The sequence below is a fragment of the Streptomyces sp. NPDC020731 genome (genome assembly GCF_044334705.1).
Taxonomy (GTDB): domain Bacteria; phylum Actinomycetota; class Actinomycetes; order Streptomycetales; family Streptomycetaceae; genus Streptomyces.
This window is the reverse complement of the sequence record NZ_JBIRTN010000002.1, coordinates 319,486-340,680: the sequence shown is the minus strand read 5'-3', so window position 1 is coordinate 340,680 and position 21,195 is coordinate 319,486. Positions and strand designations below refer to the sequence as shown.

At 71.2% G+C, this 21,195-nt stretch carries 22 protein-coding genes; 11 read left to right on the top strand and 11 right to left on the bottom strand.

Translation table 11 applies throughout. From position 1 onward, the window contains the following. The first annotated feature begins 8 nt into the window (after positions 1–8). A complete protein-coding gene (locus ACH4VX_RS04280; protein WP_398365797.1) occupies positions 9–437 on the top strand; it encodes a VOC family protein in 429 nt (142 codons plus the stop codon). Positions 438–1,315: 878 nt separating this feature from the next. Here the strand turns inward: ACH4VX_RS04280 and ACH4VX_RS04275 are convergent. The 8 genes from ACH4VX_RS04275 to ACH4VX_RS04240 form a co-directional block, all read right to left on the bottom strand. Next, a complete protein-coding gene (locus ACH4VX_RS04275; RefSeq protein WP_398365796.1) occupies positions 1,316–1,549 on the bottom strand; it encodes a hypothetical protein in 234 nt (77 codons plus the stop codon). Between the two features lie 26 nt (positions 1,550–1,575). After that, positions 1,576–2,160, bottom strand: a complete 585-nt coding sequence (locus tag ACH4VX_RS04270; RefSeq protein WP_398365795.1) for a dihydrofolate reductase family protein — start codon at positions 2,158–2,160, stop codon at positions 1,576–1,578. 148 nt (positions 2,161–2,308) lie between these two features. Further along, on the bottom strand, positions 2,309–2,803 hold the full coding sequence (locus tag ACH4VX_RS04265) for a hypothetical protein (RefSeq protein ID WP_398365794.1): 495 nt from the start codon (positions 2,801–2,803) through the stop codon (positions 2,309–2,311). 38 nt (positions 2,804–2,841) lie between these two features. After that, positions 2,842–4,545 (bottom strand): cytochrome c oxidase subunit I, encoded by a 1,704-nt coding sequence (ctaD, locus tag ACH4VX_RS04260; protein ID WP_398365793.1) that lies wholly within the window; start codon positions 4,543–4,545, stop codon positions 2,842–2,844. Positions 4,546–4,669: 124 nt separating this feature from the next. Then, positions 4,670–5,206, bottom strand: a complete 537-nt coding sequence (locus ACH4VX_RS04255; RefSeq protein WP_398365792.1) for a hypothetical protein — start codon at positions 5,204–5,206, stop codon at positions 4,670–4,672. 161 nt (positions 5,207–5,367) lie between these two features. After that, on the bottom strand, positions 5,368–5,982 hold the full coding sequence (locus ACH4VX_RS04250) for a GNAT family N-acetyltransferase (RefSeq protein WP_398365791.1): 615 nt from the start codon (positions 5,980–5,982) through the stop codon (positions 5,368–5,370). 193 nt (positions 5,983–6,175) lie between these two features. After that, positions 6,176–7,231, bottom strand: coding sequence for a family 2 encapsulin nanocompartment cargo protein polyprenyl transferase (locus ACH4VX_RS04245; RefSeq protein ID WP_398365937.1), 1,056 nt, complete (start codon positions 7,229–7,231; stop codon positions 6,176–6,178). 190 nt (positions 7,232–7,421) lie between these two features. Next, on the bottom strand, positions 7,422–8,828 hold the full coding sequence (locus ACH4VX_RS04240; RefSeq protein WP_398365790.1) for a family 2B encapsulin nanocompartment shell protein: 1,407 nt from the start codon (positions 8,826–8,828) through the stop codon (positions 7,422–7,424). 307 nt (positions 8,829–9,135) lie between these two features. Between ACH4VX_RS04240 and ACH4VX_RS04235 the strand changes: the two genes are divergently transcribed. From ACH4VX_RS04235 to ACH4VX_RS04225, 3 genes are all read left to right on the top strand, one after another. Further along, the gene (locus ACH4VX_RS04235) at positions 9,136–9,714 is read left to right on the top strand and encodes an N-acetylmuramoyl-L-alanine amidase (protein ID WP_398365936.1); all 579 of its coding nucleotides are present in this window, start codon (positions 9,136–9,138) and stop codon (positions 9,712–9,714) included. A 133-nt stretch (positions 9,715–9,847) separates the two neighbouring features. Next, entirely contained in the window at positions 9,848–10,273 is a 426-nt protein-coding gene (locus tag ACH4VX_RS04230) for a DUF6010 family protein (RefSeq protein WP_398365789.1), read from the top strand. Further along, a complete protein-coding gene (locus ACH4VX_RS04225; RefSeq protein ID WP_398365788.1) occupies positions 10,270–11,190 on the top strand; it encodes a 1-aminocyclopropane-1-carboxylate deaminase/D-cysteine desulfhydrase in 921 nt (306 codons plus the stop codon). Before ACH4VX_RS04230 ends, ACH4VX_RS04225 begins: the two co-directional genes overlap by 4 nt. Before the next feature lie 195 nt (positions 11,191–11,385). Here ACH4VX_RS04225 and ACH4VX_RS04220 read toward each other — a convergent pair whose 3' ends face one another. Then, positions 11,386–12,978 (bottom strand): Na+/H+ antiporter, encoded by a 1,593-nt coding sequence (locus ACH4VX_RS04220; protein WP_398365787.1) that lies wholly within the window; start codon positions 12,976–12,978, stop codon positions 11,386–11,388. A gap of 60 nt (positions 12,979–13,038) precedes the next feature. Here ACH4VX_RS04220 and ACH4VX_RS04215 point away from each other — a divergent pair, with 60 nt between their 5' ends. From ACH4VX_RS04215 to ACH4VX_RS04205, 3 genes are all read left to right on the top strand, one after another. Further along, entirely contained in the window at positions 13,039–13,299 is a 261-nt protein-coding gene (locus ACH4VX_RS04215) for a UBP-type zinc finger domain-containing protein (protein ID WP_398365786.1), read from the top strand. A gap of 258 nt (positions 13,300–13,557) precedes the next feature. Next, a complete protein-coding gene (locus ACH4VX_RS04210) occupies positions 13,558–13,971 on the top strand; it encodes an anti-sigma regulatory factor (RefSeq protein WP_004925829.1) in 414 nt (137 codons plus the stop codon). A gap of 17 nt (positions 13,972–13,988) precedes the next feature. Then, on the top strand, positions 13,989–15,128 hold the full coding sequence (locus tag ACH4VX_RS04205; RefSeq protein WP_398365785.1) for an RNA polymerase sigma factor SigF: 1,140 nt from the start codon (positions 13,989–13,991) through the stop codon (positions 15,126–15,128). A 24-nt stretch (positions 15,129–15,152) separates the two neighbouring features. Here ACH4VX_RS04205 and ACH4VX_RS04200 read toward each other — a convergent pair whose 3' ends face one another. Further along, positions 15,153–15,593 carry a hypothetical protein gene (locus tag ACH4VX_RS04200; RefSeq protein ID WP_398365784.1) on the bottom strand — a complete coding sequence of 147 codons (441 nt, stop codon included), beginning with the start codon at positions 15,591–15,593 and terminating at the stop codon, positions 15,153–15,155. Positions 15,594–15,708: 115 nt separating this feature from the next. Here ACH4VX_RS04200 and ACH4VX_RS04195 point away from each other — a divergent pair, with 115 nt between their 5' ends. Further along, positions 15,709–16,677: a diacylglycerol/lipid kinase family protein gene (locus ACH4VX_RS04195; protein WP_398365783.1), complete on the top strand. Its 969-nt coding sequence runs from the start codon at positions 15,709–15,711 to the stop codon at positions 16,675–16,677. Between the two features lie 318 nt (positions 16,678–16,995). After that, positions 16,996–17,253, top strand: a complete 258-nt coding sequence (locus ACH4VX_RS04190) for a WhiB family transcriptional regulator (protein WP_030219886.1) — start codon at positions 16,996–16,998, stop codon at positions 17,251–17,253. Positions 17,254–17,391: 138 nt separating this feature from the next. Here the strand turns inward: ACH4VX_RS04190 and ACH4VX_RS04185 are convergent, their stop codons facing one another. Then, positions 17,392–18,867 (bottom strand): sensor histidine kinase, encoded by a 1,476-nt coding sequence (locus ACH4VX_RS04185; protein WP_398365782.1) that lies wholly within the window; start codon positions 18,865–18,867, stop codon positions 17,392–17,394. Between the two features lie 492 nt (positions 18,868–19,359). Between ACH4VX_RS04185 and nagB the strand changes: the two genes are divergently transcribed. Both nagB and ACH4VX_RS04175 read left to right on the top strand, forming a co-directional pair. Continuing rightward, the gene (gene nagB / locus ACH4VX_RS04180) at positions 19,360–20,145 is read left to right on the top strand and encodes a glucosamine-6-phosphate deaminase (RefSeq protein ID WP_398365781.1); all 786 of its coding nucleotides are present in this window, start codon (positions 19,360–19,362) and stop codon (positions 20,143–20,145) included. A 157-nt stretch (positions 20,146–20,302) separates the two neighbouring features. Next, the gene (locus ACH4VX_RS04175; protein WP_351995173.1) at positions 20,303–21,067 is read left to right on the top strand and encodes a GntR family transcriptional regulator; all 765 of its coding nucleotides are present in this window, start codon (positions 20,303–20,305) and stop codon (positions 21,065–21,067) included. The last annotated feature ends 128 nt before the right edge of the window (positions 21,068–21,195 follow it).

Sequence of the window (21,195 nt, the reverse complement as noted above, 5' to 3'; positions counted from 1 at the left end):
GTGGGCGCATGAACACAGAACCGGACGTGAAACTCGCCCAGTGCTTCATCGCCGTCGACGACCACGACAAGGCGCTGGCCTTCTACTGTGACGTGCTGGGCCTCGAGGTCCGCAACGACGTGGGGTTCGAGGGGATGCGCTGGGTGACGGTCGCCTCTCCGGAGCAGCCGGACGTGGAGATCGTGCTGGAACCGCCCGCCGCGAACCCGGACGCCTCCCCCGGTGACAAGCAGGCGATGGCCGAGCTGTTGGCCAAGGGCATGCTGCGCGGGGTCAACTTCACCACCACCGACTGCGACGCCCTCTTCGAACGCGTCCGCACCGCCGGTGTGGACGTGCTCCAGGAACCGTTGGACCAGCCGTACGGAGTGCGTGACTGCGCGTTCCGTGACCCGGCGGGGAACATGCTGCGCTTCATGGAGCGCCCCCGGCGGTGAGCGTCCGCCGGACGTAGGCCCTCATCGGCCGGCCCGCCTCCGGGGCCGGCCGGGCCGGTGGGTTCCGGACGGCCGCCACCGGGACACGGCTGTCCGAACCGGGCGGCGAGGGCGGAGAGTTCGCGACCCTGCCGGCGGACGGTGCCGATGCCTGTGTGGGGGTGCGGAGGATCGTTTCGGGCCGGGGCGGCGCTCATCCCGACTTCTCCGTGGACGACATGCCCGGGTTCGTCGCGAACGCGCTGCGGCCGGGCACGGAGAGGGTCGGCGAGCACGAGGGACGGGGCAGTCGTTCTGCGCGGCGCCCCGGCCCGGGGAGTCGGTACGGTTGCCCGTCGTGCACGGCAGCCGTCCCGACCAGGTGTGTCCCGATCTCCCGTCGTCCGGTCGCGACGTCGAAGTCGCCTTCCGGAGGGGGCTGTTGCCGGGCCGGGATTCCGCGCCCGGTTCGCTCCCGGAGTTCCGTGGGGTCAGGCCGCCGGCCGGGCCGCCCGTGCGCATCCTGCTCCAGCCGCTGGAGGAGGAACGGCCGGTTGCCGCCCGTCCGGACCTCGCCTGCGCCGACATCGGTGCGACCCGGTGGGCGGTGCGTACGGTCCGACCGGCCGTGATCCGGAAACGGGCGGACTCACCCGCCGATCGGCTCAGTGGGTGATGAGGCAGGCGGTGGCCACCACGCCGTCCTCGACCTCCGGCGGCAGCTCGGGAGCCGGGCACTCCGGAAGGTGGAGGGCCGGGCTCGGATCTCTTCTTTCCCAGCCGGCCGGAGGCGAGGGTTCGGCTTCGTCCTGCAATCACAGGGTCAGTCCGCCCCCGACGATCACGACGGCCGTCCGGGTGCCCACGCCGCACCGCCCCACCGCGCCCGTGCCGCGACGCTAGCGCTCGGTGGGGGCCTGACTCACGGCGTCCTGCCGTGCCGGTGCCGACTCGGCGTCACCGGGTTCCTCGGCCGGCCCGGTCTCCCCGGCCTCGTGGGATTCCCGGCATTGCGGGTTGTGGCACGGGCCGTGCACCCACACCGGAACCCACGCGCCCAGCGTCTTGTGGCGCCGGACCACCCTCTCCACCGGCTGTCCGCAGGCGGGGCAGACGGGCTGTTCGCTGTCCATGTCCCCAGGGTAGGCCCGGAGCGGGTTCAGCGCTTCCTGCTGTACGTCCGCACCAGCACACCGTTGCCGAACGAGCGCACCGACTCCAGCGCGAACTGCGTGATCGCGAAGCCGGAGCCGAACATCGGCATGCCGGAGCCCTGCACGATGGGGTACGTCTTGATGATCAGCTCGTCGATCTCGTCGACCAGTTCGCCGGCGATCCCGGCCCCGCCGCACAGGTAGATGTCGTACGCGCTGTCCTCCGCCTTCAGCGCGCGCACCCGGCCGACCAGGTCGTCCGCGATGATCTCGACGTTGGGGTCGGGTGACTCCCCCAGCGTGCGGGAGGCGACGTATTCGCGCAGGTGGGCGTAGGGGCTGGTGATGCCCTCCTTCAGGGCCAGGTCGTAGCTGGCCCTGCCCTGGACGATCGTGTCGAACCGCTTGTTCGGCAGGTCGTCGATGTTCATCTGCCTGCGGCCGGGGGTCGGAATGGTCTCCGGGTACTCCGCCGCGAGGAATCCGAAGAACTCCTCGTCGACGAGGGCGATCATCGCCGACGCGTCGCCCTCCGGGTCCCCGATGAAGCCGTCGATGGAGCAGGCGATGTAGTACGTGAGCTTTCGCAATGCGGTCTCTTTCCGTGGACTGCCCTCATCTGAATAACTCCAGTTGTAGTACTTCAATTGTAGTGGTGCAAGCGGATTGGCGGGATCGGGGACAAGTGGGAGAAGGAGGTTCCGGATGTTGCCGGACCTGGGGGCGCGGGCGGCCCGGTCACCGGCCCCGGTGGTGTCCGTGGCTCGCTGTCGCCCGGCGGACCATACGGGTGTGCCGTACGGCGATCACCAGGAAGAGGCCCACGACCAGCGCGGGGACCGTGACGATCACGGCGGGGGCGACGGCGGCCGCCGCTCCCGCTGCCGGCCCGGCGACGGCCAGGGCGGCGACCGCTCCGCGGGGGCGGTGGGCGTCGGCGGACAGCGGGGCGTGCGACAACTGCGCCCACTGCCGGGCCGCCTCCCGCTGCTCACCGGCGTGCCGCACGGCGGCACCGATCCGCAGGGCGGCGGCGGCCGGACCGCCCACGGCCGCCACGGCCGCCGGCATCCACCACGCCGTGGCCACGAGCAGCACCAGGGCGACCGTCCCGAGGGTGCCCCAGCCGGTCAGGCAGGCGATCGCCGCCGTACGACGGGACAGCGGCCGGTCGGCTCCGGCCCGCAGGTCGGCGAGGGCCGGCAGGTACCAGACGCTGCCGGCGGCCGTCACCACCGCGCACCCAGGGCCAGAACGGGCTGCGGCACGGCTCACCTCGCCGTCTCGGTCGCGGCGATCTCGGGGTGGTGCAGGTCGAACGCCGGGGACTCGCTGCGGATCTTCGGCAGGGTGAGGAAGTTGTGCCGCGGGGGCGGGCAGGAGGTCGCCCACTCCAGCGAGCGGCCGTAGCCCCACGGGTCGTCGACGCCGACCGGCTCGCCGTACCTGGCCGTCTTCCAGATGTTGTAGAAGAACGGCAGGACCGACAGGCCGAGCAGGAAGGACCCGATGGAGGACAGGGTGTTCAGGGCGGTGAAGCCGTCGGCGGCGAGGTAGTCGGCGTAGCGGCGGGGCATGCCCTCGACACCCACCCAGTGCTGGACCAGGAAGGTCAGGTGGAAACCGGCCGTGAGGGTCCAGAAGGTGATCTTCCCGAGGCGTTCGTCGAGCATCTTGCCGGTGAACTTCGGCCACCAGAAGTGGAATCCCGCGAACATCGCGTACACGACCGTGCCGAAGACGGTGTAGTGGAAGTGCGCTACGACGAAGTAGGTGTCGGAGACGTGGAAGTCCAGCGGGGGCGAGGCCAGGATGACGCCGGTCAGGCCGCCGAAGACGAAGGTGATCAGGAAGCCGGTCGTCCACAGCATCGGGGTCTCGAAGCTGAGCGAGCCCTTCCACATGGTGCCGATCCAGTTGAAGAACTTCACACCGGTCGGGACCGCGATCAGGAAGGTCATGAAGGAGAAGAACGGCAGGAGGACACCGCCGGTGACGTACATGTGGTGCGCCCACACGGTCACCGAGAGGCCGGCGATGGCGATCGTCGCGCCGATCAGGCCCATGTAGCCGAACATCGGCTTGCGGGAGAAGACCGGGATCACCTCGGAGACGATGCCGAAGAACGGCAACGCCAGGATGTACACCTCGGGATGGCCGAAGAACCAGAAGAGGTGCTGCCACAGCAGCGCCCCGCCGTTGGCCGAGTCGAAGATGTGGCTGCCGAACTTCCGGTCGCACTCCAGCGCGAACAGCGCCGCCGCCAGCACCGGGAAGACGATCAGCACCAGCAGCGCCGTCAGCAGCACGTTCCAGGTGAAGATCGGCATGCGGAACATGGTCATGCCGGGCGCGCGCATGCAGATGATCGTGGTGATGAAGTTGACCGCGCCCAGGATCGAGCCGAAACTGGACAGGGCCACGCCCATGATCCACAGGTCGGCGCCGATGCCCGGCGAGTAGACCGCGTTCGACAGCGGGGCGTACAGGAACCAGCCGAAGTCGGCGGCTCCTCCCGGGGTGAGGAAACCGGCGGCGGCGATCGAGGAGCCGAACAGGAACAGCCAGAAAGCCAGCATGTTCAGCCGTGGGAACGCCACGTCGGGGGCGCCGATCTGCAGCGGCATGATCCAGTTCGCGAAGCCGGTGAACAGCGGCATCGCGAACATCAGCAGCATGATCGAGCCGTGCATCGTGAACGCCTGGTTGAACTGCTCGTTCGACATGATCTGCAGGCCCGGCCGGGCGAGCTCCGCGCGCATCAGCAGCGCCATGACCCCGCCGACGACGAAGAACACGAACGCGCTGACCAGGTACAGCGTGCCGATCTTCTTGTGGTCGGTGGTGGTCGGCCAGTCCACCCATGCGGCCCGGCGCACCACGGGTGCCCCTGCGACGGTCCCTTCGGACGGCGGCACCGGACGGGGCCGCCCGTCCTCCGCGGTTCTGACCTTCTCCATGCGTATCTCGTCCACCGGACGTCTTCCTCCCCAGGCTGTTTCGCGCGCCCATGATCGGCGGCGGGGAGAGGGGTCCACATGGGTCGAAGGGCCCCTGCGAGGGTCTCCGGGCAGGGGCCGATGGTCCCTGGTCCCGCCGTCAGCCCTCCGCGCGGAGGACGGGCAGCGCTTCCCTGGCGGCCCCCGCGGGCCACACGATCTCCACGGGGACGCCCCGAGCGCGGGCGTAGGTCACCAGGTGGGCGGTGGCGTCGCGGCCGCCGGACGGGGAACCGTCCCAGACGGCCAGGAGGAGGCCGCTGGAGGCGACGAGCCGTTCGTCCGCGCCGACGCAGGAGTCGCGGTCCACCGGGTCGTAGGCCAGCAGGCGCACCTCGTCGGCGAGGGTCAGCAGTTCGCCGGCCGCCATCCGGTCCCGCTGGGGCGGCATGGCGGGCACCCCGATACGCGTGGGGATCACCACGGCCAGCGGGCACCCCGACGCCCGCGCCGCCCGACCGGACGCCAGTGGCGTTCCCGCGCCGGTGCGCACCATGGCCACGGCCGGGGCGGGCCGCCGCGCCAGTCGTGTCCGCAACACGGTCTCCACCAACAGGAGCGTGTCCGGGGTCAGGTCGGCGTGCCCCACCACCGCGATGTTCCCGCCCGTCGTGCCGTCATCGCCCGCCGTTGTCATCGTCCCGCCCCGCCGGCCTCGTCGCCCGACGCCCGCTGGATCCCTCGGTACGGCCGGCGGGCACTGTCCGCGAGCCAGTGAAGTCCGGACGCGCGCCGGCGGCCAGGGCCGAACGTCCCTTTCGAGGGCCCGGACCCGACGGCAGGCCGCCGGCCGGTCCGTCAGCCGGTGGTGCGGGGCTCGCGCCACATGGGCCACATGCGCGGGCCGTCCGGGAGGGCCAGGGGCTCACCGGACGCCTCGAAGCCGAGGCGCCGGTACAGCAGGGCGCTGCGCTCGCTGCTCGCCTCCAGATACGCCGCCAGCCCCTCCCGGTCGCACCGGTCGAGGACGGAGCCGATCAGCGCGGTGCCGAGCCCCTCGCCCTGACGGCCGGGTGTCACGCCGATCATCCACAGGTACTCGTGGGCCCGCCCCGAGGGGTGGATCTCCGCGGTGAGCCGGCCGATCAGCTCCACGCGCTCGTTGTCCGGGTCGACGGCCTGGCGCATCTGCGCGAAACCGTCGTCGTCGGACTGCTCCTCGCCATGCCCGGGACCGTCCGCCGGTACGGACATCCAGAGCGCGCACGCCGATCCGTCCTCGGCGAGGTCGACCCGCCCCTCGGTGAGCACGACGTCGGTGAAGGCGGCCATGAGCCTGTGGTGCGTCGTACGGCGGTACTCGTCGCCGGGGAAGACCCAGCCACTGACCGGGTCGTCCTGGAACGCCTCGTCCAGGAGCCGGACGATCAGCTCCCGGTCTCCGTCCCCAGCCGTCCGGATCGCCACACCCATGTCCGCCCCTTCGCCTCAACCAACTCTGCGCGTACGGACGTTGAGCGTAGTGGGACTACCGGTGCGGTGAGGGCGGGCCCCGCACATCGTGGGGAAGTGCGGGACCCGCCGGACCGGAGCCGCGGTGCCGTGCGGGGTCAGGAGCCGCGCGGCACCCTGTGGCTCCGGGGCCGGGGAGACGGCCGGCGGGCCGTCAGGTGGTGCGCCGTGTCACGAACTCGGCCAGGGCCAGCAGCCCTCCCGCCGCCTCCGGGTCGGGCACCGCGCGGGCCACTTCCTGCATCGCCCGGGCCATCCGGTCGGCCGCCTGGGCCTGCGCCCAGTCCCGGCCGCCCGCCCGTTCCACGGCCAGCGCGATCTCCTCCAGGTCGTCCTCCTCGTGGTGCGGGATCGCGTACACGGCGGCGAGTTCCGCGGCCTCCGGGGTGCCGGCGGTGAGCGCGGCGACCACCGGCAGTGACTTCTTGCGGGCGGCCAGGTCCGCGCCGGCCGGCTTGCCGGTGCGGCGCGGATCGCCCCATATGCCGATCACGTCGTCGATGAGCTGGAAGGCCAGTCCCGCCTCCCGGCCGAACGCGTCCAGTGCCGCCACGTCCGCGTCCCCGGCGTCCGCGTACAGCGCCCCGATCGCGCAGGCGCAGCCGAGCAGCGCGCCGGTCTTGGCCTCGGCCATGGCGAGCGTCTCGGCGAGGGTGACCTCGTCGGGGCGCCGCTGCTCCATGGCCGTGTCCGCATGTTGCCCCGCGCACAGTTCGACCACGCAGTCCGCGAGCCGGGCCGCCGCTGCCGAGGCCGCCGGATGAGGGTCCTCGGCGAGCAGCCGCAGGGCGAGCGCCTGGAGGGCGTCCCCGGCGAGGATCGCGTCGGCGTCCCCGAACACCGTCCAGGCGGTGGGCCGGTGGCGGCGGGTGGTGTCCCGGTCCATCACGTCGTCGTGCAACAGCGTGAAGTTGTGGACCAGTTCCACGGCGGCCGCCGCCCGTACGGCAGCCGCCCGGGCCACGGGCCCGCCCAGGGCGGAGGCCGCGGCGAGCACCAGGGCGGGCCGGATCGCCTTGCCCGAACCGCCCCCGGCCGGGGTGCCGTCCGCCTGCTCCCAGCCGAAGTGGTAGAGCGCGACGCGGCGCATCGGGCCGGGCAGCGAGCCGATGGCGGCCCGCAGCACCGGGTCGACCGCGGCCCGCGCCCGCTCCAGCAGCATCGTCGCCTCGTGCCCGTCACCGGGCCGCTGCTCCGGCACCGCCGGCATCTCGGTCGTGCTCTCCGTCGTAAGCCCCGTCTTCGGCTCCGTGATGGACTCCGTCATCGACTTCCCCCTGGGACCGACTCGGTGCGGGAGCGGAGGGATGGCGCTTCCGCACCCGTCGAGCGCGTACCTCCGAGGTGTACCCGCCCGGACGGGCGGGGACACGGTGTGCGGGACGGGAGCCGGTGGCAGGTCATCGCCAACGGCCGATCTCGACGTTCTCCAGGACGCCGAGCGCGTCCGGTACCAGGACCGCGGCCGAGTAGTAGGCCGTGACCAGGTACTTGATGATGGCCTGTTCGTTGATGCCCATGAACCGCACGGACAGACTCGGCTCGATCTCGTCGGGGATGCCGGCGGCCCGCAGTCCGATGACGCCCTGGTCCTCCTCACCGGTACGCAGGGCGATGATGGAGGTCGTCCGGGCCTCGGTCACCGGGATCTTGTTGCAGGGGTAGATGGGCACCCCCCGCCAGGTGGGGATGCGGTTGCCGCCCATGTCGATGGTCTCGGGGACGAGCCCCCGCCTGTTGAGCTCACGGCCGAACGCGGCGATCGCGCGCGGGTGGGCGAGGAGCAGCCTGGTCCCGCGCCGCCTGCTGAGCAGTTCGTCCATGTCGTCGGGGCTCGGCACGCCGTTGTGCGGCTGGATCCGCTGGTCGTACTCGCAGTTGTGGAGCAGGCCGAAGTCGCGGTTGTTGACGAGTTCGTGCTCCTGGCGCTCCTTCAGCGCTTCGACGGTCAGCCGGATCTGCTGCTCCGTCTGGTTCATGGGCTGGTTGTAGAGGTCGGCCACGCGGGTGTGGATGCGCAGCACGGTCTGGGCGACGCTGAGTTCGTACTCGCGCGGCCTGGCCTCGTAGTCGACGAAGGTGTGCGGGATGTCCGGCTCTCCGCTGTGACCGGCCGCGAGGTCGATCTCCTTCTCGCCGTATTTGTTGGTGCGCTGCCCGGGGACCGTGAGCCGCCGGCGGAGGTGCTCGCGCAGGGTGTCCGACCGCTCGGCGACCTGTTCGACGGCCTCGCGCGGCAGCACGAGCACGGTGCAGGCGGTGAGGGTGCGGGCGGTGTACTCCCAGATGGCGTCCTCGCCCAGCAGCGCCTGTTCGCCGAAGTAGGCGCCGTCGGCGAGGACCCCGAGGGACTCGTCCTCGCCGTAGGGGCCGGTGCCGACCCGTTCCACCCTGCCGTGCGCCAGCAGGTACACCTCGTCGGCCGGGCTGCCGAAGGAGGCGATGACCTGGCCGGCCTCGATCTCCCGCTGCCGGCAGCGGGCGGCCAGCTCGGTCAGCACCTCCTCGTCCTCGTACGACCGCAGCACCGGAAGCTCGCCCAGCTCCGCGGGGATGATCTCGACGCGGTCGCCGGTCTTCACGAACGTCATCCGGCCATCACCCACGGCGTACGTCAGCCGCCGGTTGACACGGTATGTACCACCCTGCACATCGACCCAGGGCAGCATGCGCAGCAGCCAGCGTGAGCTGATCTCCTGCATCTGCGGCACGGACTTGGTCGTGGTGGCCAGGTTCCGTGCGGCCGCCGTACCGAGGCTCTGCTGCTGCCCGGCCTGCTCCGGACGGACCTCTTCGCCTACCGACATAGAGAATTGCCCTCCCCAATGGTGATCCCGCACCCGGCCGCGCCGGGCGTGGCATTGCGCGATCAAGCCTTCCTCACGCAGCGTGCGCACGCCATTACCCGATCGAGCGGGATTGGATCTTGGGAGGGCTGGGCACACATGGAGCGCCCGTTCGGTGGCGCCGTACCGGAAGGAAATTGTCCGGATCGACTCGCACAGGGGACGAAGGAGTAGTTGAACTCGCTCCTTTTAGGTATAGGCCCGGTAGCGAGCGGTTGCGAAGGGCGGCCGCCGCCCGGCACGAAGGAGGGCGGTCATGGCCCCACCCATGTCCGCGGGCGCGTTCCTGCGCGCTCTGAAGGCGGAAGGACTCACGGTCGTCGAGGTCGGCGACTGGCGCGACCACAACCGCAACCACAAGGGCCCGTGGGGCCCGGTCCACGGCGTGATGATCCACCACACCGTGACCAAGGGCAGCGCCCGCACGGTCGACATCTGCCGCAAGGGCTACGCGGGCCTTCCCGGACCCCTGTGCCACGGCGTCATCACCAAGGACGGGAAGGTCCACCTCGTCGGCTACGGCAGGGCCAACCACGCGGGGCTCGGCGACGACGACGTGCTCCGCGCGGTGATCGCCGAGAGGGGGCTGCCGAAGGACAACGAGGCGAACACCGACGGCAACCGGCACTTCTACGGCTTCGAGTGCGAGAACCTGGGTGACGGCGAGGACCCCTGGCCGGCGGCCCAGTTGGAGGCCGTCGAGAGAGCCGCGGCCGCCGTGTGCCGCCACCACGGCTGGAACGAGCGGTCGGTGATCGGGCACAAGGAGTGGCAGCCGGGGAAGGTGGACCCGCGCGGGTTCACGATGGGCTCGATGAGGAAACGGATCGGCGACCGGCTGGAGTGACGCGCGGGCGCGACGGCGCGCGGCCCACCTGGCGACAACCCGTCGGAACGTGTCGCTCGCTCCCCTGGGGCCCGCGGCGGCCCGCTCCTAGCGTGGTGAACCGTCCCTGACGGTCCCAGGAAAAGGCCTCGCCATGCAGTACGTCGCCCCGGTCGGCATCGGTGTCCTCTACGCCCTGCTGATGTCCCTCGTCCGCGAACCACACCGGCGGCACCTGAACGCCCTCATGGTCGCCGGTGCGGGCGCCGCCTACCTCAGCGGCGGCGGACTGGGCGGCTGGGAGTTCGCCTTCACGGCGCTGCTCACCTGTGTCGCGTTCCGCGGCCTGGACTCCTGGACGTTCATCGGCATCGGCTGGCTGCTGCACACCGTGTGGGACATCGTCCACCACATCAAGGGCAACCCCATCGTCCCGTTCGCCCACGCGTCCTCCCTGGGCTGTGCCGTCTGCGACCCGGTGATCGCGCTGTGGTGCCTGCGGGGCGGTCCCTCCCTGATCGACATGTTCCGCGACCGCGGCCGAAGCCGCGAGGAGCCGCGGGCGACAATGGCCCTGTGACCGGCTCCGACACCCCTGATCCCCGTGACGCCCTCGCGGGCCTGCGCCCACGGCTGCCCTCCCCGCTGCGGGAGGTCGCGGACGGGCGGTTCGAGCGGCGCGGGGTGCGGCTGCTGTTGAAGCGGGACGATCTGATCCACCCCGAGCTGGTCGGCAACAAGTGGCGCAAGCTCGCGCCGAACCTCGACGAGGCGGCCGGGCGGACCGTGCTCACCTTCGGCGGCGCGTACTCCAACCATCTGCGGGCCACGGCCGCCGCCGGCCGGCTGCTCGGCCTGCGCACGGTCGGTGTGGTGCGCGGGCAGGAACTCGCCGACCGACCGCTCAACCCCTCGCTGGTCCGGTGCGCGGCCGACGGGATGCGGCTGCACTTCGTCGACCGGTCGACGTACCGCCGCAAGACCGAGCCGCGAACCCTGACGGCCGTGCTCCGCGCGGCGGACGCCGAGGACGCGTACGTCGTGCCCGAGGGCGGCAGCAACCCCGCCGCCGTGCGCGGCTGCCGGGCGCTCGGGGAGGAGCTGGCCGGCCGGACGGACGTGGCGGCGGTGGCCTGCGGCACCGGCGGCACGCTGGCCGGACTGGCCGCCGGGCTCGGCGGCGGGACGCGCGCGCTGGGCATACCCGTGCTCAAGGGCGGCTTCCTGACCGATGGCATACGGGCCCTGCAGAGCGAGGCGTTCGGCGGCCCGCGCGGCGACTGGAGCCTCGACGACCGCTTCCACTTCGGCGGCTACGCCCGCACCACCCCGGAACTCGACGCGTTCGCCGAGGACTTCGAGCACCGCCACGGCATTCCGGTCGAACGTCTCTATGTCGCCAAGTTGCTTTACGCCCTTGTCGCCCTGGCGGACGACAACGCGTTCCCGCGCGGAAGCACGGTCGCCGCGGTGATCACCGGGCGGCCCTTCCCGTGAACGGCACCCCTGGGAGATGTCGTTTGGATCTTGCCGGGGTCGTGGGGTCCGGCACGCACCTCCGCGGCGTCGTCGTCGGTCCTCGACGCCCCGCGTCGACTCCCTCCTCCGCCTTGCATCCACACGCACCGGACCCCGCCCGGCTCGGCTCTGAGGCGCCGTCGCCTGAAGCCGGCCTGCTCCAAACGACACCCCCTAGGTCGTCTCCCGGTAGGCCGCCGCCTCCTCCAGGTCCAGCCGGCGCAGCAGCGTACGCAGCATCTCGTCGTCGATGTAGCGGCCGTCGCGCAGTCGGACGAACACCTCGCGTTCCGCGCTGATCATCTCCCGTGACAGCCGCCGGTAGGTGTCGTCCACCGACTCCCCGGTGACCGGGTTGACCTGCCCGAGCCGTTCCCAGACGGCGTTGCGGCGACGCTCCAGGACGGTGCGCAGGCGTTCGGCGAGCGGTGCGGGCAGGGCGTTGCGCCCGTCGGCCAGCAGCTCGTCCAAACGCTGCTCGGCGACCCGGGAGGCCTGTGCCTGGGCGTTGGCCTCGGCCAGGGTCTCGGCCTGCACGTCGCGTCCGGGGAGCTTGAGCACCCGGATCAGCGGGGGCAGCGTCAGCCCCTGCACGACCAGGGTGCCGATGACGGTGGTGAAGGTCAGGAAGAGCAGCAGGTTGCGCTGCGGGAAGTCCTCGTTCTCGGCGGTGACCGGGATCGAGAAGGCGATGGCCAGCGAGACCACGCCTCGCATTCCGGCCCACGCGATGACGAACGGCGCCTTCCAGCCGGGTCTCCCCTCGCGTTCCCTGATCTTCGCCGACAGCATCGGCGGCAGCCAGGTCGCCGGGTACACCCAGAGGAACCGCATGACGACGACCACCGCGAAGACGGCGACCGCGTACCAGGCGGCCTCGATGCCCTCGTACTCGCCGAGTCCTCTCAGGACGACGGGCAGTTGCAGTCCGATCAGCGCGAACACCGCGGACTCCAGGACGAACGCGACCATCTTCCACACCGCGTCCTCCTGGAGGCGGGTGGCGAAATCGACCTCCCACGCGCGGTGCCCCAGGTAGAGGGCGACGACCACCACGGCGATGACGCCGGAGGCGTGCACCTGCTCGGCGGCGGCGTACGCGACGAAGGGGATCAGCAGGGAGAGCGTGTTCTGCGGCAGCGCCTCCTTCACGTGGGTGCGCAGCCAGTGCAGCGGCGCCATCAGCACCAGGCCGACCACCAGTCCGCCGACCGCCGCGAGCAGGAACTCGCCGACTCCCCCGGCCCAGGTCGCGCCCTCGCCGACCGCGGCCGCCACGGCCACCCGGAACGCGGTGATGGCGGTGGCGTCGTTCAGCAGGGACTCGCCCTGGAGGATGGTGGTGATCCGGGACGGCAGGCCCACCCGGCGTGCCACCGCCGTCGCGGCGACCGCGTCCGGCGGGGCCACCACGGCGCCGAACACCAGCGCCGCGGTCAGTGGCAGGCCCGGCACGATCAGGTACAGGACCCAGCCGACGGCGAACGTCGCGAACAGCACGTACCCCACCGACAGCAGCGCCACCGGCCGTAGCTGCGCCCGCAGATCGAGGTAGGAGCTGTCGGTGGCCGCCGTGTACAGCAGCGGGGGCAGGATGAGCGGCAGGACGATGTGCGGGTCGAGTGTGTACTCGGGTACGCCGGGGACGTAGCTGACCACCAGCCCGGCGGCGACCAGCAGCAGCGGCGGCGGCACCGGGGTGCGCCGGGCGGCCGCGGCGATCGCGGCACTGCCCGCCACCAGCAACAGCAGCGGCATCACATCCATGTCCGGCCCACCCTCGTTTTTCCGCGCGCTCGTCCGCGCGGGCGTCGTAATCTGGCAATCATGAAACAGTGCACGCACGCCGACGCGCTGCCGCACCCGGAACCCGTCCCGCTCGGTGAGACGTGTCCGGAGTGCCTGCGGGACGGCACCGATCCGGTGCAGCTGCGCCTCTGCCTCACCTGCGGTCACGTCGGGTGCTGCGATTCCTCGCCGAACCGGCACGCCACGGGGCACCACGAGGAAACCGGCCACCCCGTGATGCGGACCCATGAGCCCGGCGAGGACTGGCGCTGGTGCTTCGTCGACCACGTACTCGTGTGACCCGGCGTGACCCCGGTGCCGGACGGTTCGACCGTCTGACGTCTGGGTACGTCAATGCGGCGCGCGCTCTTCCCATTTGGGAGCCGCAGACCCCTAGCCACGGAGCGTATTCATAGTTTTACTATGAGTAACGGCATGCGGGTCGGGGTCCCGGGGACAGGACCGTCGAGAGCGCGATAGCGTCACCGCTGAACCACGTAGTGCGTTACCCGGGGGCGAACCAGGCCCTGAAACGCTTGTACCACCTTGGAGGTGAGGGTGTCCCAGATCGCAGGCGAGCCCGCGACCCAGGACTTCGTGGAAGTCCGGCTGCCGGCCGCGGGGGCCTACCTGTCGGTGCTGCGTACGGCCACGGCCGGTCTCGCGGCCCGTTTGGACTTCACCCTCGACGAGATCGAGGACCTGCGCATCGCGGTCGACGAGGCCTGCGCGATCCTGCTTCAGCAGGCCGTGCCGGGTTCGGTGCTCAGCTGTGTCTTCCGGCTCGTCGACGACTCGCTCGAGGTGACCGTCTCGGCGCCGACCACGGACGGTCACGCCCCTTCGCGGGACACCTTCGCCTGGACCGTCCTGTCCGCGCTCGCGGGCAAGGTCTCCTCCGCCGTGGACGAGGACAAGACCGTGTCGATCAGCCTCTACAAACAGCGCGGCGCGGGACCCGGGCCGGCGTGAGGAACGAGGACGGGCCGGTGCGGGACGAAGAACGCGGCACACGGGAGCTGCCGGCCGAGCGCATGCCGGCCGGCATCGACGGCATCCCCGAGCAGGCCCGGCCGCATCCGGAGGACGACTCCACGGAGGCCGTCGCCCCGGGCGGCGGGCAGTCCGGCGGTGCCGCGCGGAGCACGCCCGCGGCCGGGCCGGCCGGGGCCGCTCCGGGCCAGGGGGGCGCCCCCGCCGGGGCCAAGCCGGCGGCGGGGGACGAGGCGAGCGCTCGGGGAAGGGCGACGGGCGGGACGATGAGCGAGCACGAGCGACACGCCGAGGACGAGGCGCCGCGGGCGCCCGCCGCCCGGGTCACGCGGAGCACCCCCGGCGCTTCGGGCCCCCAGGGCGGGCACGCGCACCACAACCCGCAGGACCGCAGCGGGGCGCGCGCCATGTTCCTCGAACTGCGCACGCTGCAGGACGGCACTCCCGAGTACGCGGAGCTGCGCAACCGCCTGGTGCGCATGCATCTGCCGCTCGTCGAGCACCTCGCACGCCGCTTCCGCAACCGCGGTGAGCCGCTGGACGACCTCACGCAGGTCGCCACCATCGGGCTGATCAAGTCGGTCGACCGCTTCGACCCCGACCGGGGCGTGGAGTTCTCGACCTACGCGACGCCGACGGTCGTCGGCGAGATCAAGCGGCACTTCCGCGACAAGGGCTGGGCGGTGCGCGTGCCGCGCCGGCTGCAGGAGCTGCGGCTGGCGCTCACCACGGCCACGGCGGAGCTGTCCCAGCTGCACGGCCGCTCCCCCACGGTGCACGAGCTGGCCGAGAAGCTGGCCATCTCCGAGGAGGAGGTCCTGGAGGGCCTGGAGTCCGCGAACGCGTACTCCACGCTGTCCCTGGACGTCCCCGACACCGACGACGAGTCCCCGGCGGTCGCCGACACCCTCGGCGCCGAGGACGAGGCGCTGGAGGGCGTGGAGTACCGGGAGTCGCTCAAGCCGCTGCTGGAGGACCTCCCGCCGCGCGAGAAGCGGATCCTGCTGCTGCGCTTCTTCGGCAACATGACCCAGTCGCAGATCGCCCAGGAGGTCGGCATCTCGCAGATGCACGTCTCCCGGCTGCTGGCCCGCACCCTGGCCCAGCTGCGGGAGAAACTCCTCGTGGAGGAGTGATCCGGCACGGCTTCCGGGGCGCTGCTACTCGGCGTTCCCGGGCCCCCGGATGCCGAGGGCCCGGGTCGTCTCGGGGTTGATCAGCAGGACGAGGGCGGTGACGGCGACGACGGCGAGCACGATTCCGGCGGGGATGGCCACGCTGTCGGAGCGCAGCAGGTTGTAGGCCACCGGCAGCGCGATGATCTGTGTGATGACGGCGGGGCCGCGGCTCCAGCTCCGCCGGGCTGACAGTCCCCGCGCGGCGAGCAGTGGAAGCAGCGCGAGCACGATCAGCGTCACCCCGCCGGTGACGGCCTGCCGGCGGTCGTCCGGTTCGCCGGTGAGGGCGAGGACCGACATCCACACGCCGACGGCCACCAGCGCGAGCCCTTCCAGGGCGGCCAGCGCCGCGGCGTACGTCAGACGGCGCGGGCGGGGGCCGGTGGCATCCGGGGCGGTGGTGGGGGTCTGCTCACTGCTCACCCCTGAAGGGTAGCCCTCGCCGCGCACGTCCCCGTGTCGAGGTTCACGCCCCGTCTCCCCCTCCGCCCCCGCCTCGGTCTGGGCCCGGTACCACTCAGTAGGTACCCTGCACGTCATGCGTGCACTTCTCGTGGTCAACCCGGCGGCAACCACCACCAGTGCGCGCACGCGCGATGTGCTGATCCACGCGCTCGCCAGCGAGATGAAGCTGGAGGCGGTCACCACCGAGTACCGCGGGCACGCGCGCGACCTGGGCCGGCAGGCCGCGGAGAGCGACGACATCGACCTGGTGGTGGCCCTCGGCGGGGACGGCACGGTCAACGAGGTCGTCAACGGCCTGCTGCACGCGGGGCCCGACCCGGAGCACCTGCCCGGTCTCGCCGTGGTCCCCGGCGGCTCCACCAATGTCTTCGCCCGCGCCCTGGGTCTGCCCAACCAGCCCGTGGAGGCCACCGGCGCCCTGCTGGACGCACTGCGCGAGGGCCGCGAGCGCACCGTCGGCCTGGGTCTGACCTCGGGCACGCCGGGCTCGGAGGACGAGGCCGTACCGGCCCGCTGGTTCACCTTCAACGCGGGGCTGGGCTTCGACGCCGGCGTGGTCGGCCGGGTGGAGCAGCAGCGGGAGCGTGGCAGGAAGTCGACCCACGCCCTGTACATGCGCCAGGTGGTCCGTCAGCTGCTCGGCGAGCCGCACCGGCGCCGCGGGGTGATCACCCTGGAGCATCCGGGTGAGGAGCCGGTCACCGATCTGGTGCTCTCCATAGTCTCGAACACCTCGCCGTGGACGTTTCTCGGCAATCGCCCGATCTACGCGTCACCTAAGGCCTCGTTCGATACGGGCCTCGATCTCTTCGGCCTGAGTCGGCTGTCCACCGCCGCGGTTGCCCGGTATGGCACCCAGTTGCTCACTTCGTCCCCGGAGCGCGGACCCCGCGGCAGACATGCGGTCTCCCGACACGATCTGACGCGCTTCACCTTGCATTCGAAGGTGCCGCTGCCCCTCCAGATGGACGGTGACCACCTGGGACTGCGAACCAGCGTGACGTTCACAGGCGTACGCCGTGCACTGCGTGTGATTGTGTGAGCAGAAAGGGCCAAAGTCCTTTCACTCGAACGTTTAGGCCAGGGTCCACCCCATGGAAGTACGGCTGTGACCTAGCCGACACCGAAGAATCAAAAAAAACTTTTCGGAAAGGGTTGTATCCGCCGCCGAGGTTTGCGAGTCTCTTCTTGGCGATCGGGACGGCCCGCAACACCGGCCTCCACAGATCACCGGAACCCCTCTTCAAATCCAAGGACCACGCCAGCGAACCTGGCGGTCGGCCCTTCCCTTGTTGGGGGATTCGTGAAAGCGTTCACATTCACAAGCAATCGCATTTACATACCAGGAGAGGTAGCAGCCATGGACTGGCGTCACAACGCCGTTTGCCGCGAGGAAGACCCCGAGCTCTTCTTCCCCATCGGCAACACCGGTCCTGCGCTGCTGCAGATCGAGGAAGCCAAGGCCGTCTGCCGTCGCTGCCCGGTGATCGAGAGCTGCCTGCAGTGGGCGCTCGAGTCCGGTCAGGACAGCGGCGTCTGGGGTGGTCTCAGCGAGGACGAGCGTCGCGCGATGAAGCGCCGTGCCGCCCGCAACCGGGCCCGTCAGGCCTCCGCCTGACAACCCACCCCTGCTGACAGCCTGAGCTTGGCGGCGCGTACGGCGCGTACGCATCTCCCGCCCCCGAGCCGCAGCGCGCAGTTGAGCATGAGCCCCGGCCGCTTTCCGCGGTCCGGGGCTTTTTGCCGTCCGCGCCCGCTACTTGTCCGACTGCACCGGGATGTCCAGGATCACCCTGGTCCCCCGCTCCGGGGCCGGCACCATGTCGAAGGTGCCGCCCAACTCGCCCTCCACCAGGGTCCGTACGATCTGCAGACCGAGGTTGCCCGCGGTGTGCGGGTCGAAGCCCTCGGGCAGCCCCACGCCGTCGTCCTGCACGGTGACCAGCAGGCGGGTCTCCTTCGTGGTGCCGCCGCGGACCGCCGACACCTCGACGGTGCCGGTCTCGCCCTCGCGGAAACCGTGCTCCAGGGCGTTCTGCAGAACCTCGGTCAGCACCATCGACAGCGGAGTGGCGACCTCGGCGTCGAGTATGCCGAAGCGGCCCGTGCGCCGGCCGGTGACCTTGCCCGGGGAGATCTCGGCGACCATCGCGAGGACGCGGTCGGCGATCTCGTCGAACTCCACGCGCTCGTCCAGGTTCTGGGACAGCGTCTCGTGCACGATCGCGATGGACCCCACCCGGCGCACCGCCTCCTCCAGCGCCGCACGGCCGCGCTCGGACCCGATGCGCCGCGCCTGCAGACGGAGCAGCGCCGCCACCGTCTGGAGGTTGTTCTTCACCCGGTGGTGGATCTCCCGGATGGTCGCGTCCTTGGTGATCAACTCGCGTTCGCGGCGGCGAAGTTCCGTGACGTCACGGAGCAGCACCAGCGAACCGATGCGCGTCCCCTTCGGTTTCAGGGGGATCGCCCGGAACTGGATCACCCCGTCGTGCGCCTCGATCTCGAACTCGCGCGGGGCCCAGCCGCTGGCGACCTTGGCCAGCGCCTCGTCCACCGGCCCGCGGGAAGGGGCCAGTTCGGCGGTGGTCCGGCCGAGGTGATGACCCACCAGGTCGGCGGCGAGACCCATGCGGTGGTACGCGGACAGGGCGTTCGGGGAGGCGTACTGGACGACGCCGTCGGCGTCGAGCCGGATCAGCCCGTCGCCGACACGGGGCGAGGCGTCCATCTCGAGCTGCTGGTTCGCGAACGGGAAGGAGCCGGCCGCGATCATCTGCGCGAGGTCCGAGGCGCTCTGGAGGTAGGTGAGCTCCAGCCGGCTCGGGGTGCGCACGGTGAGCAGGTTGGTGTTGCGCGCGATGACCCCGAGGACGCGCCCCTCACGCCGTACGGGGATGGACTCGACCCGTACGGGAACCTCCTCGCGCCACTCCGGGTCCCCCTCGCGCACGATCCGGCCCTCGTCCAGGGCCGCGTCCAGCATGGGTCGGCGTCCGCGCGGGACGAGATGGCCGACCATGTCGTCCTGGTACGAGGTCGGGCCGGTGTTGGGCCGCATCTGGGCGACGGAGACATAGCGGGTGCCGTCGCGGGTGGGGACCCACATGACCAGATCGGCGAAGGAGAGGTCGGAGAGCAGCTGCCACTCCGAGACCAGCAGATGCAGCCACTCGAGATCGGTGTCGTCGAGGGCGGTGTGCTGGCGTACGAGTTCGTTCATGGAGGGCACGTCAGCGAGCGTACCCGGCGGGCCGCGGAACACCCGCGGGCCGCGGCGCCTGGGAGGGACCCTCAACCCTCCCGGCACCGCAGCCCGGAGCAACATCGGCCGTGGGGTGTGCGGTCCCGGTCGGCCGAGGGACGAGGAGCCGGGGCAGTCAGGGCAGAGAGCTCCGGTTCCTCGGTTCCGCCTTCCTGTGCGGGGAAGGCAGGCTTGTCGTGTCCTGCTACGCATTGTGGACTAGACCACTGTCCCTGTAAATGCGTCGGACGTTGTTCTTCGGTGTCACGTCGCCGTCGGCCCGGACCTGCGGGCGTCCGTCACGCAGCCTAACCCGTGGGGTTCCCGCGCGGGGCCGGTCGGCCATGTCAATTTCGGCGCGCGACCCCCGTACCCGCTCTGTTAGATTGAGATTGGTCTAAACCACATTGCACCACCGTACGGATCCGTGCCGACGGGTCCGGTCCCAGTCGACTCCTCCTCAAGATCGGCAGGCCCACCGTGGAAGTTGTCATCGTTGCGGACGCCAAGGCGGGCGGCGAGCTCATCGCCGAGGCCATGGCACAGCTCCTGCGGCGCAGGCCCGACGCCCTGCTGGGCGTGGCCACCGGCTCGACGCCGCTGCCCGTCTACGAGGCGCTGGCGGCCAAGGTGCGCTCCGGTGCCGCGGACGCCGCGCGGGCACGGATCGCCCAGCTCGACGAGTACGTGGGACTGCCCGCCGATCATCCCGAGTCCTACCGCTCGGTGCTGCGGCGCGAGGTGCTGGAGCCGCTCGGGATCGGGATGGAGGCCTTCATGGGTCCCGACGGCACCGCCGAGGACGTGCAGGGCGCGTGCGAGGCGTACGACAGGGAGCTGGCCGGGGCCGGCGGCGTGGACCTCCAGCTGCTCGGGATCGGCACGGACGGGCACATCGGGTTCAACGAACCGTGCTCCTCGCTCGCCTCGCGCACCCGGATCAAGACGCTGACCGAGCAGACCCGGGTGGACAACGCCCGCTTCTTCGACGGCGACATCGACCAGGTCCCGCACCACGTCATCACCCAGGGCATCGGCACCATCCTGGAGGCCCGCCACCTGGTCCTGCTGGCCACCGGCGAGGGCAAGGCGGACGCGGTCGCCGCGACCGTCGAGGGACCGGTGGCGGCGGTGTGCCCGGCGTCCGCGCTGCAGCTGCACCCCCACGCCACGGTGGTCGTCGACGAAGCCGCCGCCTCCAAGCTGAAGCTCGCCGACTACTTCCGGCACACCTACGCGAACAAGCCGGACTGGCAGGGCATCTGAGCGGCCGTCCGTGGTCTGGACCAACCCTTGCCCCGGGGGTATACAAAGGGGATCGTGGAGCGTGCGGGGCACACCCCGCCCCGAGCCGTGCCACGATGTCAGCCGTGGCCGACGGTGATGTCGGTCGTTTCGGCACTCGGAGCCGGGAAGGCAGAGCATGAGCACCGACGTCAGCAGTGCGGAGAACGAGGGTGGGACCACGGTCCGTACGGCGCGTGTGCCCAAGTACTACCGGCTGAAGAAGCACCTGCTCGACATGACCGAGACGGCGCCGCCCGGCACGCCGGTCCCGCCCGAACGCACCCTGGCGGCGGAGTTCGACACCTCGCGCACCACCGTGCGCCAGGCGCTCCAGGAGCTGGTGGTCGAAGGGCGCCTCGAGCGCATCCAGGGCAAGGGCACCTTCGTCGCCAAGCCCAAGGTCTCCCAGGCGCTCCAGCTCACCTCGTACACCGAGGACATGCGTGCCCAGGGCCTGGAGCCCACCTCACAGCTGCTGGACCTCGGCTACGTCACCGCCGACGACCGGCTCGCCGGGCTGCTCGACATCACGGCCGGCGGGCGGGTGCTGCGCATCGAGCGGCTGCGCATGGCCAACGGTGAACCGATGGCCATCGAGACCACCCATCTGAGCGCCAAGCGCTTCCCCGCACTGCGCCGCAGCCTGACGAAGTACACCTCCCTCTACACCGCCCTCGCCGAGGTGTACGACGTCCGTCTCGCGGAGGCGGAGGAGACCATCGAGACGTCGCTGGCCACCCCACGCGAGGCCGGTCTGCTCGGCACCGACGTCGGCCTGCCGATGCTGATGCTGTCCCGGCACTCGCGGGACCGGGACGGACAGCCGGTGGAGTGGGTCCGGTCGGTGTACCGGGGCGACCGGTACAAGTTCGTCGCGCGTCTGAAGCGCCCCCAGGACTGAGCCCGGGGCGACCCCGCGGCGGACCCGCAAGACCCGACGAAGCGGGCGGTTGACAGGGTTTTCGTTGCTGTTGCCTCTCGGTTCGGCGGCGCCTGGGTACCGCTGTGCGGACGAGGGGTTACGACTGA